15 protein-coding genes are annotated in these 17,039 nt (G+C 41.8%); 12 read left to right on the top strand and 3 right to left on the bottom strand.

Annotation, left to right across the window (positions count from 1 at the left end):
- On the top strand, positions 1 to 414 hold a 414-nt coding region (locus tag GVX98_RS06825), incomplete at its 5' end, for a hypothetical protein (RefSeq protein ID WP_159127618.1).
- A gap of 121 nt (positions 415 to 535) precedes the next feature.
- Here the strand turns inward: GVX98_RS06825 and GVX98_RS06820 are convergent.
- On the bottom strand, positions 536 to 2,026 hold the full coding sequence (locus GVX98_RS06820; protein ID WP_159127617.1) for a SmvA family efflux MFS transporter: 1,491 nt from the start codon (positions 2,024 to 2,026) through the stop codon (positions 536 to 538).
- Positions 2,027 to 2,141: 115 nt separating this feature from the next.
- Between GVX98_RS06820 and GVX98_RS06815 the strand changes: the two genes are divergently transcribed.
- The 8 genes from GVX98_RS06815 (at position 2,142) to GVX98_RS06780 (ending at position 9,770) form a co-directional block, all read left to right on the top strand.
- The gene (locus tag GVX98_RS06815; RefSeq protein WP_159127616.1) at positions 2,142 to 2,735 is read left to right on the top strand and encodes a TetR family transcriptional regulator; all 594 of its coding nucleotides are present in this window, start codon (positions 2,142 to 2,144) and stop codon (positions 2,733 to 2,735) included.
- 523 nt (positions 2,736 to 3,258) lie between these two features.
- A complete protein-coding gene (locus tag GVX98_RS06810) occupies positions 3,259 to 4,245 on the top strand; it encodes a quinone oxidoreductase (protein ID WP_159127615.1) in 987 nt (328 codons plus the stop codon).
- Between the two features lie 24 nt (positions 4,246 to 4,269).
- Complete coding sequence (locus GVX98_RS06805) at positions 4,270 to 5,118, top strand: TauD/TfdA family dioxygenase (RefSeq protein WP_087014966.1); 849 nt, start codon at positions 4,270 to 4,272, stop codon at positions 5,116 to 5,118.
- 60 nt (positions 5,119 to 5,178) lie between these two features.
- Entirely contained in the window at positions 5,179 to 6,282 is a 1,104-nt protein-coding gene (locus GVX98_RS06800) for a 3-keto-5-aminohexanoate cleavage protein (protein ID WP_159127614.1), read from the top strand.
- Positions 6,283 to 6,432: 150 nt separating this feature from the next.
- Positions 6,433 to 7,773, top strand: coding sequence for an MFS transporter (locus GVX98_RS06795; protein ID WP_159127613.1), 1,341 nt, complete (start codon positions 6,433 to 6,435; stop codon positions 7,771 to 7,773).
- Entirely contained in the window at positions 7,773 to 8,426 is a 654-nt protein-coding gene (locus GVX98_RS06790; RefSeq protein ID WP_159127965.1) for a DsbA family oxidoreductase, read from the top strand. Before GVX98_RS06795 ends, GVX98_RS06790 begins: the two co-directional genes overlap by 1 nt.
- Complete coding sequence (locus GVX98_RS06785) at positions 8,423 to 8,749, top strand: Rieske (2Fe-2S) protein (protein ID WP_159127612.1); 327 nt, start codon at positions 8,423 to 8,425, stop codon at positions 8,747 to 8,749. Before GVX98_RS06790 ends, GVX98_RS06785 begins: the two co-directional genes overlap by 4 nt.
- Positions 8,742 to 9,770 (top strand): YeiH family protein, encoded by a 1,029-nt coding sequence (locus tag GVX98_RS06780; protein WP_159127611.1) that lies wholly within the window; start codon positions 8,742 to 8,744, stop codon positions 9,768 to 9,770. Before GVX98_RS06785 ends, GVX98_RS06780 begins: the two co-directional genes overlap by 8 nt.
- A gap of 165 nt (positions 9,771 to 9,935) precedes the next feature.
- Here GVX98_RS06780 and GVX98_RS06775 read toward each other — a convergent pair whose 3' ends face one another.
- Together GVX98_RS06775 and GVX98_RS06770 are read right to left on the bottom strand one after the other, a co-directional pair.
- A complete protein-coding gene (locus GVX98_RS06775) occupies positions 9,936 to 10,952 on the bottom strand; it encodes an AraC family transcriptional regulator (protein ID WP_159127610.1) in 1,017 nt (338 codons plus the stop codon).
- A 322-nt stretch (positions 10,953 to 11,274) separates the two neighbouring features.
- The gene (locus GVX98_RS06770) at positions 11,275 to 12,375 is read right to left on the bottom strand and encodes an OmpW family protein (protein WP_159127609.1); all 1,101 of its coding nucleotides are present in this window, start codon (positions 12,373 to 12,375) and stop codon (positions 11,275 to 11,277) included.
- Positions 12,376 to 12,719: 344 nt separating this feature from the next.
- Between GVX98_RS06770 and GVX98_RS06765 the strand changes: the two genes are divergently transcribed.
- The 3 genes from GVX98_RS06765 (at position 12,720) to GVX98_RS06755 (ending at position 16,660) form a co-directional block, all read left to right on the top strand.
- On the top strand, positions 12,720 to 13,307 hold the full coding sequence (locus GVX98_RS06765; RefSeq protein ID WP_159127608.1) for an alpha/beta hydrolase: 588 nt from the start codon (positions 12,720 to 12,722) through the stop codon (positions 13,305 to 13,307).
- A gap of 291 nt (positions 13,308 to 13,598) precedes the next feature.
- The gene (locus GVX98_RS06760) at positions 13,599 to 15,434 is read left to right on the top strand and encodes a DUF1302 domain-containing protein (protein ID WP_159127607.1); all 1,836 of its coding nucleotides are present in this window, start codon (positions 13,599 to 13,601) and stop codon (positions 15,432 to 15,434) included.
- Positions 15,435 to 15,634: 200 nt separating this feature from the next.
- Positions 15,635 to 16,660, top strand: coding sequence for an AraC family transcriptional regulator (locus GVX98_RS06755; protein WP_159127606.1), 1,026 nt, complete (start codon positions 15,635 to 15,637; stop codon positions 16,658 to 16,660).
- Positions 16,661 to 17,039 lie beyond the last annotated feature (379 nt).

Below are 17,039 nucleotides of genomic sequence, written 5' to 3'. Positions count from 1 at the left end.
GATTACTATAGTGTAGAAGATTATTTACTTGATAAAATGGATGAAATAGAAGAAGAGGTAGTAAAACTCACGTTGGTTTTTTCTACTACTATTATTATTGTAGTGAGTTCTCACTTAAATAAAGTTAATGACGTCATAAGTAATGTCAATAATGTTGGTAATTTCAAAGTATTTGAAGAAAAAATAAAGCAGTCATCCCAATATACAGTATTTCCGAAAGTTCTATATTTTAATAGGGAATATGTTTTTGTGGACATTAGAATACGAAAGTATTGTTCATGTGATTATGTTGAAAGCTGTAACACTGAAGATATTTTAAATAATACAGTGAAATATATTAGTGACATTCAGGTATATGAGGGTAAAGAGCTACTTGGGTCTGTAAAACAAAAAGACACTAAAGAGGGGAGCTAAGCTCCCACCAAATTTCGAATATCAGTTAAACGCTATTTCCAGTCATAACTGGTTTTAAATCACTGTGATTGCATAAAGTCCCGTTATTTTTAAGTGTAAATGGTTGAATATTATTAATAATTTATAAATTAGCAGATTTCACTTTATCTGGTAAAGCTCGCCAAACAAAGACAGAAAGAATTAAAAACATCACACCTGAAATAGTGAGCACTTTACTATGTGAATGAATAAAAGCGTCTGAAGCTGCTTGTTTAAGCTCTTGCATCAACACTGGGTCCAAATGTCGAAGCAGTGAGATCGCTTCACCAATTGAAGAGCTTGCTTCAGTAAGCATATTTGCAGGTAGTGTATCTGGTAAAACAATGGAGTGTGCATAGAATAATGAAAGTAACAATCCAAAAATAGCAACTCCCAAACCAGCCCCGAGCTCATAAGCCATACCCTCAATTGCTCCAGCTGCGGTTGCTTTTTCAGGGGAAACGGCAGACATAATGGCTGCTGTAGAAGACAATAATGCAATTTCAACACTGATACCCATCAACACCATCCATACCCAAGCTTGAATATAATGTGCACCAAAATCGGTCATGGCTAAACCAAAGAAACATACAGCACACATTAACATGCCTACTGTTGCTACAGGACGTAAGCCGTAATGATTCATCAGAACACTGGTGAAAGGACCACCAATACTGATAGCTATCATAAACGGTAAAATAAAAAGTCCCGCTTCAAGCGGTGTATAGCCATATACAAACTGTAATTCTTGAGAAAGCAATAATTCAAAACCTACCAAGGCAATCATGGCAACCATTGCCATCACGATACTGGTTGAAATGACAGGATTCTTAAACAGACTAAAGTCAATCATGGGTTGATCTGCACGAAGTTGATGCCGAACGAAGCCCACCAATAAGCATAATCCAACAGCAAAAAACAACACCATCCAAAAACTAAAAGCGTAGATTGAGGTTTTAATCGAATAGATCAGCATTAAAATCGCGATCACTAAGATTAGTGCTTGTAACAGGTTCAAACGCTGTTTGGTTTGCACTGTTTGTTTAGGAACCAGCCATAAGGTCAAAATGAGTACAAGAATAATAATGGGTACATTAATGAGGAATACTGCACCCCATGAAAAGTGTTCCAATATAAAACCACCTAAAAGAGGACCAAAAGCAGCGCCACCGCCACCAACGGTTCCCCAAATCCCTAAAGCATAATTTCGCTGTTTTTCATCTAAGAAGGTGTTTCGAACACCAGCCAAAGTTGCCGGTAAAATCATGGCTGCCCCGACACCTAAAAAGGCTCTGGCTGCAATCAACATATAAGCTGAATTTGCAAATGCGGCCATCAATGAAGCCACACCAAAAATACTTGCGCCAATTAACATCAGGCGCTTAAAGCCAATGCGATCTCCCAACGCGCCCATTGGCAGAATTAGCCCAGCCATAATCAGCGAATAAATATCGATGACCCATAACATTTCATTGGCTGACAAAGAGAGTGTTGAACTCAATGTCGGGATCGCAACGTGGAGTACTGTTGCATCAATCGAAACAGGTAAATAAATGAGTACGATGATTGCCAAAATCACCCATTTGCGGGACATAAAACACCTAATTAAAGTTGGACGCTTGTTCAAGTTTGCTTATTATATCCATACTTGAACAAGTGTCCAACTTTGTTTAATATCTGTTTTGTAAACTCTGTTGAATACTAATGCAATGAACTATTTAAACCGTGAACAGCGTCGTACGATGATTTTAGATGCAGCAAAACGCGTAGCACTACTAGAAGGGCTTAATGGTTTAACTGTGCGTAGGATTGCCGCTGAAGCCCAAGTTTCGACAGGGCAAGTGCATCATCATTTTGAATCAAGCTCGCACTTAAAAGCTGAAGTATTTATTGAGTTGATGAATCAGCTCGATCAAGTGGAAGATCAAATCACAACCAATAGTAGTCTTGAACGCATATTTTTATTGCTCGGCATTGAAAATATTGAACAAACACAACCTTATTTACGTTTATGGAATGAGGCTGAGATTTTAATTGAACAGGATCAGGAAATTAAAAAAGCTTATAAGGTAACAATGGAACAATGGCATAACTCTTTAGTGGCTACCATTGAGCAGGGGATTACTCAGCAAGAATTTAAAGTTTCTACAGTAAGTTCTAGTCAAGACATTGCTTGGCGTTTGATTGCTTTTGTTTGCGGTTTAGAAGGGATCTATCAACTCGGCTTAAAGGGCTTAGATCAGCATTCTTTTAAGCACCATGTTGAAATGGTACTAAAAATGGAACTGTTTCAATACCAGTAAGTTTCAGCTCGATGTTTCATTGTTTAAGACATTCGGTCTTCCTATACCATGAGCTTTTGTTTAATCCACATTAGTCCAGCACGTGGGAGAATCTGCACCTCGTGCCTTGTCGAAAGAGTCATACCTGCTAAATCATCTAATTCATATCTCTATTTTTAGTATCTAGATTTAAGATGGTTTGAAAATAAAAAGAGATGGGACGTTTAGTGATGACTTACTGTTGCTCAAACTTGGTGTGTTGCTGGATACTTTAAAGTACAGCATGGGTTGATAAATTTGTGCTACGAAGCATTCATTTCAAATGTAACCATATAAGTATTTAAATAAATGATAGTTGTAATAAAAATGATTGATTTTAAACAATTTATATATAAAAAATTTTAAGTGGTTTGGATAGTCTAACTGCATTACGATGTCGTAAAATGCTAAGTGAATGTCGCCTTATGTAAAGTGTTGCTCTATTGAGTGTTGTAGTTTTGATGTGTGATTAATCACTGAATAAAAATATAGCATGGATAGAAAAATGACGTCGAATAAAGCAATACGATTCTATGGGTCGGGTGTTCCTGAAGTAATGCGCTACGAAGATATAGAAGTAGGAAAGCCAGCCGCAGGGCAAGTTCTTCTACGTCATGTGGCAGTAGGGCTAAATTATGCTGACACTTATTTCCGTGACGGTACCTACCAAATTCCACTGCCAAATGGCATGGGTGTAGAGGCTTCAGGTGTGATTGAGGCTGTAGGTGAGGGGGTTACCGACTTTCAAGTGGGTGACCGTGTCACTTATACCGGCTTTTTAAATACCTTGGGTGCTTACAGCACATCACGATTAATTGACGCAAATGTTCTGATCAAACTTCCTGAAGGTATCTCATGTGAAACTGCGGCTGCCATGACCATGCGTGGTTTGACGTCTGCCTATCTCATGCGTCGTATTTATGATTTTAAAAAAGGTGACTCGATCTTATTACATGCCGCGGCAGGTGGTGTGGGCTTAATCGTTTCACAGTGGGCGAAGTTGCTGGGTTTAATCGTGATTGGTACAACGTCATCTGACGAAAAAGCGGCGATTGCAAAAGCTTATGGTTGTGACCATGTCATTAACTATAGCCATGAAAATGTAGCTGAGCGTGTGCGCGAATTAACCCATGGCATCGGTGTCAATGTGGTCTTTGATAGTGTGGGCAAAGACACTTTTATGTCGTCATTAGATTCGTTAAAGCGTCGCGGTTTAATGGTGTGCGTGGGTACAGCTTCTGGACCGATTCCAGACTTTAATCCAGTGCTGCTTGCCATGAAAGGCTCGCTATATATTACACGTCCTGCACTGGCGGATTACATTGCCGACCCTGCTGAAAAGCAAGCTTTGGCCAATGAGCTATTTGACCATGTCGCAAGTGGTCGAATCAAAATTGAAATTAATCAACGTTATGAACTTAAAGATGCCGTACAAGCACACCGTGATTTAGAGGCACGTAAAACAACGGGTTCATCTATTTTCGTTATTTAAGTTTGTTATTAGAAAGGATTTCTTATGCAAATTGAACAATTAAGCTGCAATATTGGCGCAGAGCTCAGCGGCATAAATTTGGCAGATGCGATTCACGATCAAGATTTATTTAGTGAAATTCGCTCGAACCTTCTTAAGCATCGAGTGTTGTTTTTTCGAGATCAAGATTTAACTCGTGCTGAACATGTGGCATTTGCAGAGCGTTTTGGGCAGTTGGAAGACCATCCTGCGGTAGGGAGTCATCCAGATCATCCGGGTTTGGTGCAAATTTATAAAAGCCCAGATAGTCCGATCGATCGTTATGAAAATGCGTGGCATAGCGATGCCAGCTGGCGTGAAATTCCGCCAATGGGTTGCGTATTACGTTGTGTCGAAGCGCCACAGGTCGGTGGAGACACCATGTGGACCAATATGATTTTGGCTTATGAAAACTTACCTGAAGAGATCAAAGCTAAAATTGATGGTTTGCGTGCACGTCATAGTATCGAAGCCAGTTTTGGTGCAGCAATGCCAATTGAAAAACGTCTAGCATTGAAAGCACAGTTCCCCGATGCTGAACATCCAGTAGTACGTACTCACCCAGAAACAGGCGAAAAAATCCTGTATGTGAATGCATTTACTACTCATTTTACCAACTACCACACCAAAGAGCGCGTCCGTTTTGGGCAAGATGCTAATCCAGGGGCAGCTGATTTACTACGCTATCTCATTTCACAAGCCTCCATTCCAGAGTACCAAGTTCGTTGGCGCTGGAAGCCAAACAGTATTGCCATTTGGGATAACCGTAGCACACAGCATTATGCTGTGATGGACTATCCTGCATGCCACCGAAAAATGGAACGCGCGGGCATTATTGGCGACCAGACGTACTAAGTTTGAACATTAAAATATTTAATTAAATTCACAATTTGAACAATATAAAGGAAGATGCACATGCAATTCTTTGACGATTCTTTGCACCCAGAAAATATGGATAAAGTGGTTATTACGGTTGCTCCTTATGGTCCAGAGTGGATGCCAGAAGATTTTCCAGAAGACATCCCTGTCACGATGGACGAGCAAATTCAAAAAGCAGTGGAGTGCTATGAAGCGGGTGCAACTGTACTGCACTTGCATGTACGTGAACTGGATGGCAAAGGCTCAAAGCGTTTGTCTAAGTTCAATGAGCTAATCGCAGGCGTGCGTGAAGCTGTACCTGATATGATTATTCAGGTCGGTGGTTCAATTTCATTTGCACCTGAAAGCGAAGGTGAAGCTGCGCTTTGGCTCAGTGATGATACCCGTCATATGTTGGCAGAACTGACTCCAAAACCAGATCAGGTGACGGTTGCAGTGAACACCACGCAAATGAATATTATGGAGCTGCTGTACCCAGAGTACTTAAAAGGCACGTCACTTGAGCATCCTGCTATTCAAGAAGCGTATGCAGAAATGACAGTACCCGCAGGACCTGCATGGTTGACTGAACACTTAAAGCGTCTCACTCAAAATGGTATTCAGCCACATTTTCAGCTAACCGGTATGCACGGCTTAGAAACCTTAGAACGTATGGTGCGTAAAGGCTTATACATGGGACCATTGAACCTGACGTGGATTGGCATAGGTGGTGGTTTTGATGGTCCAAATCCATTTAACTTCTTTAACTTTATTCACCGTGTTCCAGACGGCTGCACCTTAACTTCAGAATCATTACTGAAAAACGTTTTGCCGTTCAACACCATGTCTATGGCCATGGGTTTGCATGCACGCGTGGGGAATGAAGATACGATTATTGATCACCGCGGTGAGCGTTTTGGTTCAGTGCAGCAAATTGAACAAACGGTTCGTATTGCCCATGAGCTTGGTCGTGAAGTGGCGACTGGCAAAGAAGCGCGTGAGATTTACCGTATTGGTGTGCAGTACAACAGTATTGAAGAAACCTTGCTGGCCAATGGTATGGCGCCGAACCGTAAAGCGGGTCAAAAAGGTGTTCCACAACGTATTCATGAAGTTGCATCTGAGCAAAACTCATATGAAATGAATCGTAAAGCCGGTTAATAAGTCACGATTAAAACAAGTAAATGAACATAAGCCGAGTCAAATGGAATGTTGACTCGGACTTAGTTAAAAAGATGATTGTGCTGCGGATCAAGTGCAATTTTTATGAAGAATGAGAATTAGAACGTATAAGAAACACAAGGAGGTCGTATGGGCGCGCATCAATATGCCAGTTCTACAGATGGTTTAGATACATCGATTGAAGTACCACGTAAGTATGCGTGGTTGGTTTTTGCTTTAACTTTTGGCTTGCTCATCTCTGACTATATGTCACGCCAAGTGCTCAATGCGGTCTTTCCTTTGATCAAAAGTGAGTGGACACTGAGCGATAGCCAGCTCGGTTTACTCAGTGGCATTGTGGCGTTAATGGTGGGCTTATTGACGTTGCCTTTATCCATTTTGGCAGACCGATTTGGTAAGGTGAAAAGCTTAACACTTATGGCCGTGCTATGGAGTTTAGCCACTTTAGGCTGCGCTATTGCGGAAAACTATGAACAAATGTTCATAGCTCGTTTTATGGTCGGCGTGGGTGAAGCAGCGTATGGCAGTGTCGGTATAGCAGTCGTGGTTGCGGTTTTCCCACGCGATATGCGTGCCACTTTAGCCAGTGCTTTTATGGCGGGTGGCGTGTTCGGTTCATTTTTAGGCATGGCGCTTGGTGGTGTGATGGCTGAGCATTTCGGTTGGCGCTGGGCATTTGCAGGCATGGCTGTATTTGGGCTGATTCTGGCCTTTTTATATCCAGTCATTGTGAAAGAAACAAAAATTGGCAAGACTTGTCGTCAACTTCGCGCAGAACAAAAACACGATAAATCGACCAACCCATTACGTTCTATTTATTCTAGCCGCTCAGTCATTGCAACTTATATTGGCAGTGGTTTGCAGTTGTTTGTGGGTGGCACGGTGATCGTTTGGTTCCCGAGTTATCTCAACCGTTACTACGGCATGAGCACCGACAAAGCTGGGTTAATTGCAGCACTTATCGTGCTCAGTAGTGCGGTTGGCACCATTCTTTGCGGCATGTTGTGTGACCGCTTAGGTCGAGATCGTCCCGTTCGCAAAGTAACGTTAGCCATTGCATTTTGCTTGATTGGCTGTGTGTTGTTATCCATTGCATTTGCTATACCTGCGGGTAATGCACAGTTACTGATGATCTGCCTTGGGATGTTTATTGCACTAGGTACCAATGGCCCATCAAGCGCCATGGTCGCAAACCTCACACATAACTCTGTTCATAGCACAGCTTTTGCAACATTAACCTTAGCCAACAATTTCCTAGGTCTAGCTTTGGGGCCTTTAGTGGTCGGCAAAGTTTCAGACCTGATCGGACTACATAGTGCGTTTCAACTCATGCCGCTGATGAGCATTGCAGCTGCGGCGGTATTTTTCTACGCAAAACAACATTATGTACGCGATGTTGCCCGTTTTAATGCGCAGGCAATACCGCTGAATATTCAACACAACCCAGCATTAGATACGGATGATAAGTGATGACTCGTGAAATCAATATTGAAGTTTTTTTTGATTTTATTTGCCCGTGGTGCATGATCGGGAAACGTCAGTTACAGGTCGCAATAGAAAAATTACGATATAGCCATCCCGACGTCATTGTGAAACTTCAGTGGAAGGGGGTGCAGCTTTTGCCACATATTCCTATGGATGGCATTCCTTTCAATGCATTTTACTTACAAAGACTGGGCAGTATGACCGCTGTCCGGATGCGTCAAGCACAAGTTCGTGAGGCGGCCAAAGCGGTTTCGATTGATCTCGACTTTGACCGTATTCCACGTATGCCAAATACAGCCAAAGCACATAGTTTTTATGCAAACGCAAACAAAATATGTGATGCAGCCCAGAGTGATCGACTCCTCGAAGGGCTGTATTCTGCCTATTTTCATCATTCAGAAAATATTAGTGACACTGAGGTGTTGCGTAAAATTGCCACGTATTGTGGTTTTTCTGAGGAGCTGATTGAGGAGCTCTTACAGAAACCGCATATGCCATTTTTTAATGGTGATACGGGAGGGAAAGGCGTGCCGTATTTTGTTTTTGATCGTAGCTTTGCCATGGTCGGTGCCCGTCCTGCGGATGAACTTTATCAAGCCATGCTCGATGTTCTGGTCGAACGGAGAGAAATAGCATGACTACACATTTTGAAGTCCCTCAAGCCAAAGTTCCTGCTTTAGGTGAACGTTGCTTCTTGCAAGTTGGTGATAAGACATTGGCTTTGTTTAACGTTGCACATCAGCTCTATGCCATTGATGACAGTTGCCCACATCAGGGCGCGTCCTTATGTGGCGGCAAGTTAGAGGGAAAAGTCATCCAATGTTGTGCGCACGGGCTGCGTTTTGACTTGGCCAGTGGCTACCTCCTCAATTCCACGAAACTCCGTGTTGCGTCTTATCCTGTACAGAAGGTTGGAGAACAGGTGTTGATCGTGCTAGATAGCGGAGAACAACATGAATAGTTCAAGCCAATTTAGCCTCAGCTATGCAGATAATATTCGTCAGAAAGTTCAAACTTTGGCACCTGGTTTTAGCATCAGCTTGGTGGCAGCGGCAGCGGCAAGTTTTTTATCGGAACACTATGGTGCTCCTGTCATGCTGTTTGCCTTATTACTGGGTATGGGGCTGAGTTTTTTGTCGGTTGAAGGCCGTTGTAAAGCAGGTATTGAGTTCACTGCACGAACGGTGATGCGCATTGGTATTGCACTGCTTGGAATGCGGATTACTTTAGCGCAAATCACCGCATTGGGTTGGCAGCCTATTGCACTCGTGATCACCTTAATTATTGTCACGATTTCAGTTTCAATTATCGTTGCAAAGTTAATAGGCTTTCAAAAACTATTTGGTATGCTGACAGGCGGTGCAACGGCCATTTGTGGTGCTTCGGCTGCGCTGGCTTTATCGGTTGCTTTACCGAACCACCCACAAAAAGAAAAGGCGACATTATTTACGGTGATTGGCGTTTCAGCGCTGTCCACCATAGCCATGATTGTGTATCCGATGATTGCAGAATGGTTGGCCTTGTCACCGACTGAAGCCGGAGTATTCTTGGGTGCAACTATTCATGATGTTGCTCAGGTGGTCGGCGCGGGCTATAGCATGTCGACTGAAACTGGCGATACCGCAACGGTGGTAAAACTGATGCGTGTAGCGATGTTATTGCCTGTGATTATTTGCGCAGCCATGATTACACGCATGCAGGGCGTAGAGTCTACAGGGCCGCGTCCGCCATTATTACCATGGTTTGCTGTTGGATTTTTAATTTTGGCCTGTGTAAACAGTACAGGCTGGGTGCCTGTGGTGGTTCAAGGTGGTATGAATGAGTTGTCGCGCTGGTGTTTGATTATTTCAATCAGTGCATTGGGTATGAAAACACAGTTTAAAGAACTCGCGACAGTAGGTATCAAACCGATCTTATTGATGGTGGGAGAGAGTATTTTCCTTGTGGTCTTGGTACTTTTGTTGATGCATTGGATGTTCTAATGACTTTACAACATTGAGCTACTCAGTACGTTATTTGCCAGTCAATGATTGAAGCGCACAGACTGGCAAAATGCTGTATTACATTGGCGTTTAAATGATTAAAGCTGATTCATTCACATAGGATGAATCAGCTTTAATTTCAAGTAGATCTATTTCATGTGCTTATTAATGAGCAGAACCTTTATGATCATTTCTCCAAGCTAGGGGTGAAACGCCAAATTGACCAATAAACCAACGGGTGAAAGAACTTGGCATAGAATAGCCCAAAATGTCTGAGACTTGTCCCAAAGAGTAGTTCATATTTTGCAGATAGCGGAAGACTAAAGCCCGACGTACATCGTTGGTTAAAATACTAAAACTGGTTTGAGAGGCTTCTAATCTGCGCTGTAAGGTTCTGACATTGATCCCATGTAAATTTGCCACTTGATCAATCGTGGCACGTCCCATAGGTAAAAGGAGATAAATACTTTTTCGAATATCGAAAATGATAGAGGATTCATTTTCATTTTGCAGCAAATCAATATCAAGATAGCGCTTCGCATGATCTGCCATGGCGGTGTTGGCTTGTGGGTTGGCTTTATCTAGCTCTGCTACTGTACAAACAATACCATTAAATTCGCTACCAAACTCTAAAGCGCAACCAAAAACTCGCTGGTGAATAGCCAAGTTTTGAGGTGCGCTATGAGTGAAATGTACACCCAAAGGACGCCACTTTTGCGAAAGCAACATGGCACAAAAACGATGGGTGACACCCAAAGCCAATTCAATGGCTTGGCGGCTGTATGCGGTCGATGCGCCCACAACTTCCAAATGAATAATCACGGTATTTCCAGCTTCTTCAATATACATCTCAAGCGCATTGTTAATGAAGTTTCTATACATAACAATGGTTTGTAGCGCATCTCGTAAAGTGTGCTGATAACTTAATAATAGACTCAATTCACCAAAGTCGGCAATCTGACGCTGTTCCGCCATAAGCAGTCCAAATACTTCGCAGCCGCTCATTTCAGCAGATTGTTCTAACAGCGCAATGGCTTTGTCGACAGGGATACGTTGTTTCGGGTCATTGAGCTGCGCAGGATTAAGTCCTGCATTAGAAAGCAAATAATAAGGATTGAAGTTGAATTGTTGGCTAACATTCAAATAATTTTTGAGTACAGCCGTATGGGCAAGTGGAATCACTTTAAGCTCCCTATTTTTACTTCAGTCGTCCTGACTGAACTTATTTTTAAGCAATATCCAGTACTATAAAAGTATCAGTTTCTGTACTTAAGTTGTGCGGATTTTTGATTAAAATAGACTTTATTTTATCAAGAAACTGTTCAAATTTAAAAATGACTAATTCCTATATCGAATAAGAATTAGCCTTTAAATGAAATGCGATAGCTTGAGCCTCAAACGAGAGTATTTTCAGAGATTGATTTGGGTGGGCAAAGTGACCAACCTGAGTTGCTAAAAATCTGAGTTTGATGCTTCATTTGAGGTGTTCAGTATTTTCTAACTTTTAGAAACGATAGCCAACCCCGACATAAGTCACTAATGGGTCGAGATCAATCTTGGTGGTGGACTTAATTAATTGTCGACCTGTAGAGGTGTCGGTGACAGTCACAGTTGCGACGTTATTAAAGTTAGGCATATAGCTGAGTGAACCTGTACTAAACCAACGGTCGGTAAAGTCATAGGTAAAGCCTGCGGTCAGTACAGGTGCAAAGGCATCACTGGTTTTGACTTTCACCTCAGGGGTTGCTGTAGAGCTGCCTTTGCCGCCATGTAGTGCTTCACCTGCGCGGCCATTCAAAATATTGTCAATCATATAGCCCGCTTGGATCAGATCTTCTTCGACACCGCCATTGAGCTTTAATTTATTGAAATGTCCATACACCACGCCCGCACCTACAAAAGGGCGGAACTTATTTTTACCCGAAGTACCAAAGTGGTATTTTGCTGTGACTGCTGGTGTCCATGCGGTCACTTCAGCCACCGTGCCATGCGCACCAAGGTCTGTAATTAAAGTGTCTTTGAGCAGTTCTAAACCATCAAAATAGGTAGGTGGTGTATGTGCAGGTAGGTGAGACGAATTCGACGTAGATAAAGCCGTTGCACGAATTTCACCTACGCCTTTGACATCGACTTTAGGAGGAATTCCTCCCACTAGCTCTAAAGAGACATTGTCATTGACAAAATAACTTAAAGTCAGACCCAAGGTATCGGTATCATCAATTTCCATACCACCATCAGCGGTATAGTCCGAAATGCCCGTGATATTGGATCTAGCACCATTCATAAAACTATCAGGCACTTTATAGTTTGGGTCTTTCTGACTATTTCGGACAAAGGCATCAAACATGATTTTCCCCAAACCAGTCAATTCTTTGCTGTTGGTTGCATATTTACCAAGATCGGCCCCATATAAAGAGCCGACACCATAACTACCGCCTTCTTCAACCGCCGTTGTGACATGGGTGGAGTTTGCCTTCCCCTGAGGCATGACATGCATCCAACCTGCACTAACAGCCCAACGTTTAAAGTTTGTAGAATCCGCATAAGCAAAATTTACTGACAATAGGCATGCAAAAGGCACGACTATTTTACAGATTTGACTCATTTTAATTTCCTTTTCATTTGCTATTTTTTTTATGGTTTCAGCGGATCCTTTCTGAAACGCAAGCGTATTATTGAGGCAGTTATTTTTTTAAGCAATCGGCAAAATTTGAAGAAAAACGTGAAATGTGTTGCATAAATTAAACTAAAAGTTTCACTTATATTATTAAAATCAGATATTTAAAATATTCATGGGGTGTATTCTAATATGTTATAGATTTGATGATTTGTCATCAAATGAAAAGCAAATGTCGCCCTATGTATATCGAAATGGCGACCATCCCTCTATGTTGGATATAACAATGCGCCGCATTGCTTAAAAAGCATTAGGCTTAAATAGGTGTATCCATGGAAAAAATATTTACACAGGCAACAGTCCTCATTATTCCGGGTTTGCGTGATCATGTTGCTGCACATTGGCAAACATTGCTTGAGGCGAAACTCGTAAAAGTTCGCGCCGTCCCGCCAGCAGAAACGGACAAATTGAATTGTGCAAACCGCGTTGCTCGCATTGAAGCCGAGCTGAAAAAAATTGAAGGGCCGGTTATTTTGGTGGCGCATAGCGCAGGTGTGTTGATGACTGTACATTGGGCTGCGTTGCATCAGCATGATATTCAAGGGGCGTTGCTGGTTACACCACCTGATTTGGCGGAAAGCTGGTCTGAGCATTATCCAAGTCCTGAGATTCTTAAAAACGAAGGATGGAGCCCATTACCGACACAAAAACTGCCATTTCCAAGCATTGTGGTGGCGAGTACCAATGACCATTTAGCGCAGTATCAAGCCGTTGAAGCAATGGCAGAGATATGGGGTAGTCAACTGGTCAATGCAGGTGCTGTAGGGCATTTGAACCTAGCAGCAGGTTTTGGCGATTGGCCGCAGGTGGAACAGTTGATCTTGCAGTTGGATGCTTTACGAATAGAGCAAGTTTCTTAGTCAAGGCACAGATTTCACCTTTGCATTTCAATCTCGAAAAATCAATCCATGCAAATGACCTAAAGACAAATTTGCATGACCAAAAGACAAATTTGAACATTTTAAAACAGTTAATTTAAATCCAGAGCCAAAGGATGGCTTTACAGAATAAATAGAGATGTGGAGAGAAAATGTTGAGTTTAAAGAAAGGTTCTTTGTGGAAGGTGGCGGTGTAATCGCCAGTAATTTTCAGCATTTGTATGGAAATAAAACACAGTATTTAAAAATAAATCATATCGATATGGAGATGATATGGTCGGTCAATTTGTGTCTTTAAATAGACAAAATCATCATATTTCATTGATGAAAAAAACGGTTCTTTGTTTAAGCCTTGCTTTAGTCATCTCAGAAGTTTCAGCAGCGAGTTTTGATCTCAATGAGGAATGGAAGCTTGAAACCAAAACCGCACTGAGCTTTGGGACAAACTGGAGTACCCAAGAGGCATCTAGTTCACTGGTCTATAAACCTGACGCAAACCATATTGGAAAAGAAGGCCATAGTATTGATATCAATGGTGATGATGGTCGCGTGAACTTTAATGAAGGCGATGTGATTTCACAAGTGGTGAAAGGTTTTACCGAGCTGAACTTAAAAGGAAAACAGCAGGGTGCAGTAGTCAGTGCGAAGTATTGGTATGACCATGCTTATGAAACAGGTGAAGGTGATTTAAAAGCTTTTGATGATTCGGCGTGGCCCCGACTGGCGAAATTTAAGGGCATCGACCTGTGGGATGCCTATGTTTGGAAAAACTTTGCTTTAGATAATGGGCAAAGTGCCAATATTAAACTGGGCAAACATACCTTGCAGTGGGGTAAATCACAGTTCTTCCAAAATGGACTCAATAGTGTCAGTGCTTTTGATTATGCTGCGATGAACCGTCCAGGTGGTGATGCACGAGAGCGTGTGATACCAACAGAAATGTTTTCCTTTGAAGCGGGAATCAATGAACATTTGAAATTTGAAGGTTTCTATCAGTTTAAGTTTAGACCGTCTGTGGTCGATGGTTGTGGGACATTCTTTGCCATTTCAGACTTTGTGCCAGAAAACTGTGGGCCGATCGTTATTACCGTGATGCCGGGCGATAAACTTACCGACACGGCTTTAGATGCCAAATCTTATATCCCGCGTAGTGAAAGTCGTTATGCCAAAGACAGCGGACAGTATGGTTTTTCTTTAAAGCAAACGTTGCCCAAGTTGAACAATGCTGAGCTTGGGCTATATTTTGCAAATTATCACAATCGAACCGCGAATTTTGACGGGACCGCTGTCACTGCGGCAGGACCTGCAAACTTTAGTACCGCGCAGTTTTTCTCGATCTATCCTGAAGACATCAAAATGTATGGACTTAGCTTGGCAGGCAAAGTCGGTACGACCTCTGTGTTTAGTGAGTTAACCCATAAACCCAACCAGCCTTTGCAGTTTAATGGCACGGATATTGTCTATGCACAAGTCTTAGACAAAAATACCCCACTAACAGATGCAGGAACATCGGCAGAGTTTGGGCAATATTTGCAAGGTTATGCCCGTGCACCCGTGACCCAGTTTTCACTCGGAGCCGGTAATAGCCTAGCAAATGTCCTTGGAGCCAATACCTTTACTTGGGCTGCCGAATTGGCGGTGAATCATATCGGTGAGATTGGGAATAACCGTTTTGGTCGTGTCGGTGCTTTTGGTCGTAGTGAACTGTCATCGGGTGCTTATGATCCAGAAACCAAAGCCAACCAATGTACGCCTTATGGAACGGCACATCTGTCGAATGATGAAATTGACCGTTTAAATGAACGCTTTTGTAATACTGAAGGCTTTTTTACAGAATGGTCATATGGATACCGTTTGCGCGGTGCTTTAGTTTATAAAGATTTGCTGCCTGCAACTGTGATTACCCCGAGTGTGTTGTTCCGTCATGATGTCGATGGCTTTAGTCAAAAATTTCAGGAAGGTCAAATGAGTGTTGCCGCAGCTGTGTCTGCAACATACCGACAAAGATATACCGCAGAAATGGCCTATACCAGTTTCTTTGGTTCAAATGACTTCAGTACCATCGATGACCGAGATTTCGCCTCGCTCGCATTCAAAGTGAATTTTTAAAAAGAGCTAGGATGTTTGTTTGAAAGTGAATATTTGGCTCATCTGAAGCATGGTCTAAACAAACCATGCTTTCGTTGTATTTGCATCAGATTACATTGCAATCCAAATTTTGAAAGCATGTTTGAAGTATTAAATATTCAAAATGAAGAAACATATCAGACAGTCATGTGCTGAATATATCGACATATATAGAGGGAACTATGCATAGTATCGATTTAACACGACAACCACAGTCCAATCCCATTGGTATTTTGAACCTGATTGCCAACTATTTAGAAGAACATAGTTTCGATGCACGTACTGTATTTGAACATTTTGGGATTCAGCGCGAAGATTTAAAGAACAATTTATTGCCAATTTCTCTACAAACACAGGGCAGTATTTTTCAAGCCGTTGAAGCATTAACAGGCTGTGATCATTTGGGTTTAGTCATTGGAAAAAAAGCACAATTTTCAAATATTGGCCCATTACGTTTTCTGGTGCTGAATGCCGCGACCATGCGGGATGCTATGCAGAGCCTCTTTCAATACGGCAGTATGTGGTACAGAGGGCAAAAGTTAGATTTGAAAGAAGATGATGGCTATGCACGTATTTGCATGCATATCGATGGTGATATTCCTGGAAAAGAACAATATCAAACTGCTTATTTGGTTGCGATGGTGTCTATTATCGAGCTGATTTTGGGGAAATCTTGGCGTCCAGCATTGGTGCGTATTTCATATCCAAAGCCGAAGTGTGCGCATCTGTACGAAAAAGCATTTGGCTGTCCTGTGTGGTTTAGTCAGTCACAGCATGAAATTTTATTTCCGCAGGAACAACTGGATCAAAAAAGAGCAGGGCATGATCGTCAGTTAGATCAATTTTTGCGTCAGCATTTGTCTGAACTGCAAAGCCATGATCGTGTCGATATGATTGGTCAAATTTGTAAAATTATTGAGGAATTATTGCCGCACCGAAGTTGTAATGTCGAACGTGTGGCTGAATATTTCTCGATTCACCGTTTTACGCTGTACCGTTACTTAAATAAACATCAGACCAGTTTTGAAGCCTTGCTTGAAGCGACACGCAAGAAAATTGCAGCGGAGTTACTCAAAAACAAAAAACTCATGATTATAGAAGTAGCCAATCAAGTTGGTTATGACGACCAAGCTAATTTCACTCGTGCATTTAAGCGTTGGTATGGCATTACCCCCGGACGTTGGAGACGTATGAATCTGCATGCTTAAAGTGTGCCGATTAAGCTTCATTCTTATTTCTTAAAATATGCTTTCGGCATTTGATGGGTGCTTAAAATCATTCAATCTGTCCACATTTGCACTATCTCTTTAAATTTCTCATAAGACGTCTTTTCTTGAATTCTCTAGAGTGTACCTCTATTCCAGCTTGACCTTACGCAACGTGTTTTTCATTCAAGGCTTAAAAAATTATATGAAATCAGGAGCATGTCTCTCAGATTCGTTTTGAGTTAATTATCACTTTTTATAATATTGAATATTTTTATAAATAATTAATTAAAACAATAAATTAGAAGATTTAAGTTTTTTGTGTATAAGTGACCAAATGACTAAATAACGCAACCAAATGACAAAATGAAGATGGAAAAAG

Origin of the sequence: Acinetobacter sp. 8I-beige (assembly GCF_902505955.1) — a bacterium.
In the GTDB taxonomy this organism is placed as follows: domain Bacteria; phylum Pseudomonadota; class Gammaproteobacteria; order Pseudomonadales; family Moraxellaceae; genus Acinetobacter; species Acinetobacter johnsonii.
This window is presented reverse-complemented; position numbering and strand designations above follow the sequence as displayed.

Coding starts and splice junctions, on each gene's coding strand:
- GVX98_RS06755 (WP_159127606.1), top strand. CDS start 15,635: ATGCATAGTATCGATTTAACACGACAACCACAGTCCAATCCCATTGGT.
- GVX98_RS06810 (WP_159127615.1), top strand. CDS start 3,259: ATGACGTCGAATAAAGCAATACGATTCTATGGGTCGGGTGTTCCTGAA.
- GVX98_RS06770 (WP_159127609.1), bottom strand. CDS start 12,375: ATGAGTCAAATCTGTAAAATAGTCGTGCCTTTTGCATGCCTATTGTCA.
- GVX98_RS06760 (WP_159127607.1), top strand. CDS start 13,599: ATGGTCGGTCAATTTGTGTCTTTAAATAGACAAAATCATCATATTTCA.
- GVX98_RS06800 (WP_159127614.1), top strand. CDS start 5,179: ATGCAATTCTTTGACGATTCTTTGCACCCAGAAAATATGGATAAAGTG.
- GVX98_RS06765 (WP_159127608.1), top strand. CDS start 12,720: ATGGAAAAAATATTTACACAGGCAACAGTCCTCATTATTCCGGGTTTG.
- GVX98_RS06780 (WP_159127611.1), top strand. CDS start 8,742: ATGAATAGTTCAAGCCAATTTAGCCTCAGCTATGCAGATAATATTCGT.
- GVX98_RS06785 (WP_159127612.1), top strand. CDS start 8,423: ATGACTACACATTTTGAAGTCCCTCAAGCCAAAGTTCCTGCTTTAGGT.
- GVX98_RS06815 (WP_159127616.1), top strand. CDS start 2,142: ATGAACTATTTAAACCGTGAACAGCGTCGTACGATGATTTTAGATGCA.
- GVX98_RS06790 (WP_159127965.1), top strand. CDS start 7,773: ATGACTCGTGAAATCAATATTGAAGTTTTTTTTGATTTTATTTGCCCG.
- GVX98_RS06795 (WP_159127613.1), top strand. CDS start 6,433: ATGGGCGCGCATCAATATGCCAGTTCTACAGATGGTTTAGATACATCG.
- GVX98_RS06820 (WP_159127617.1), bottom strand. CDS start 2,026: ATGTCCCGCAAATGGGTGATTTTGGCAATCATCGTACTCATTTATTTA.
- GVX98_RS06805 (WP_087014966.1), top strand. CDS start 4,270: ATGCAAATTGAACAATTAAGCTGCAATATTGGCGCAGAGCTCAGCGGC.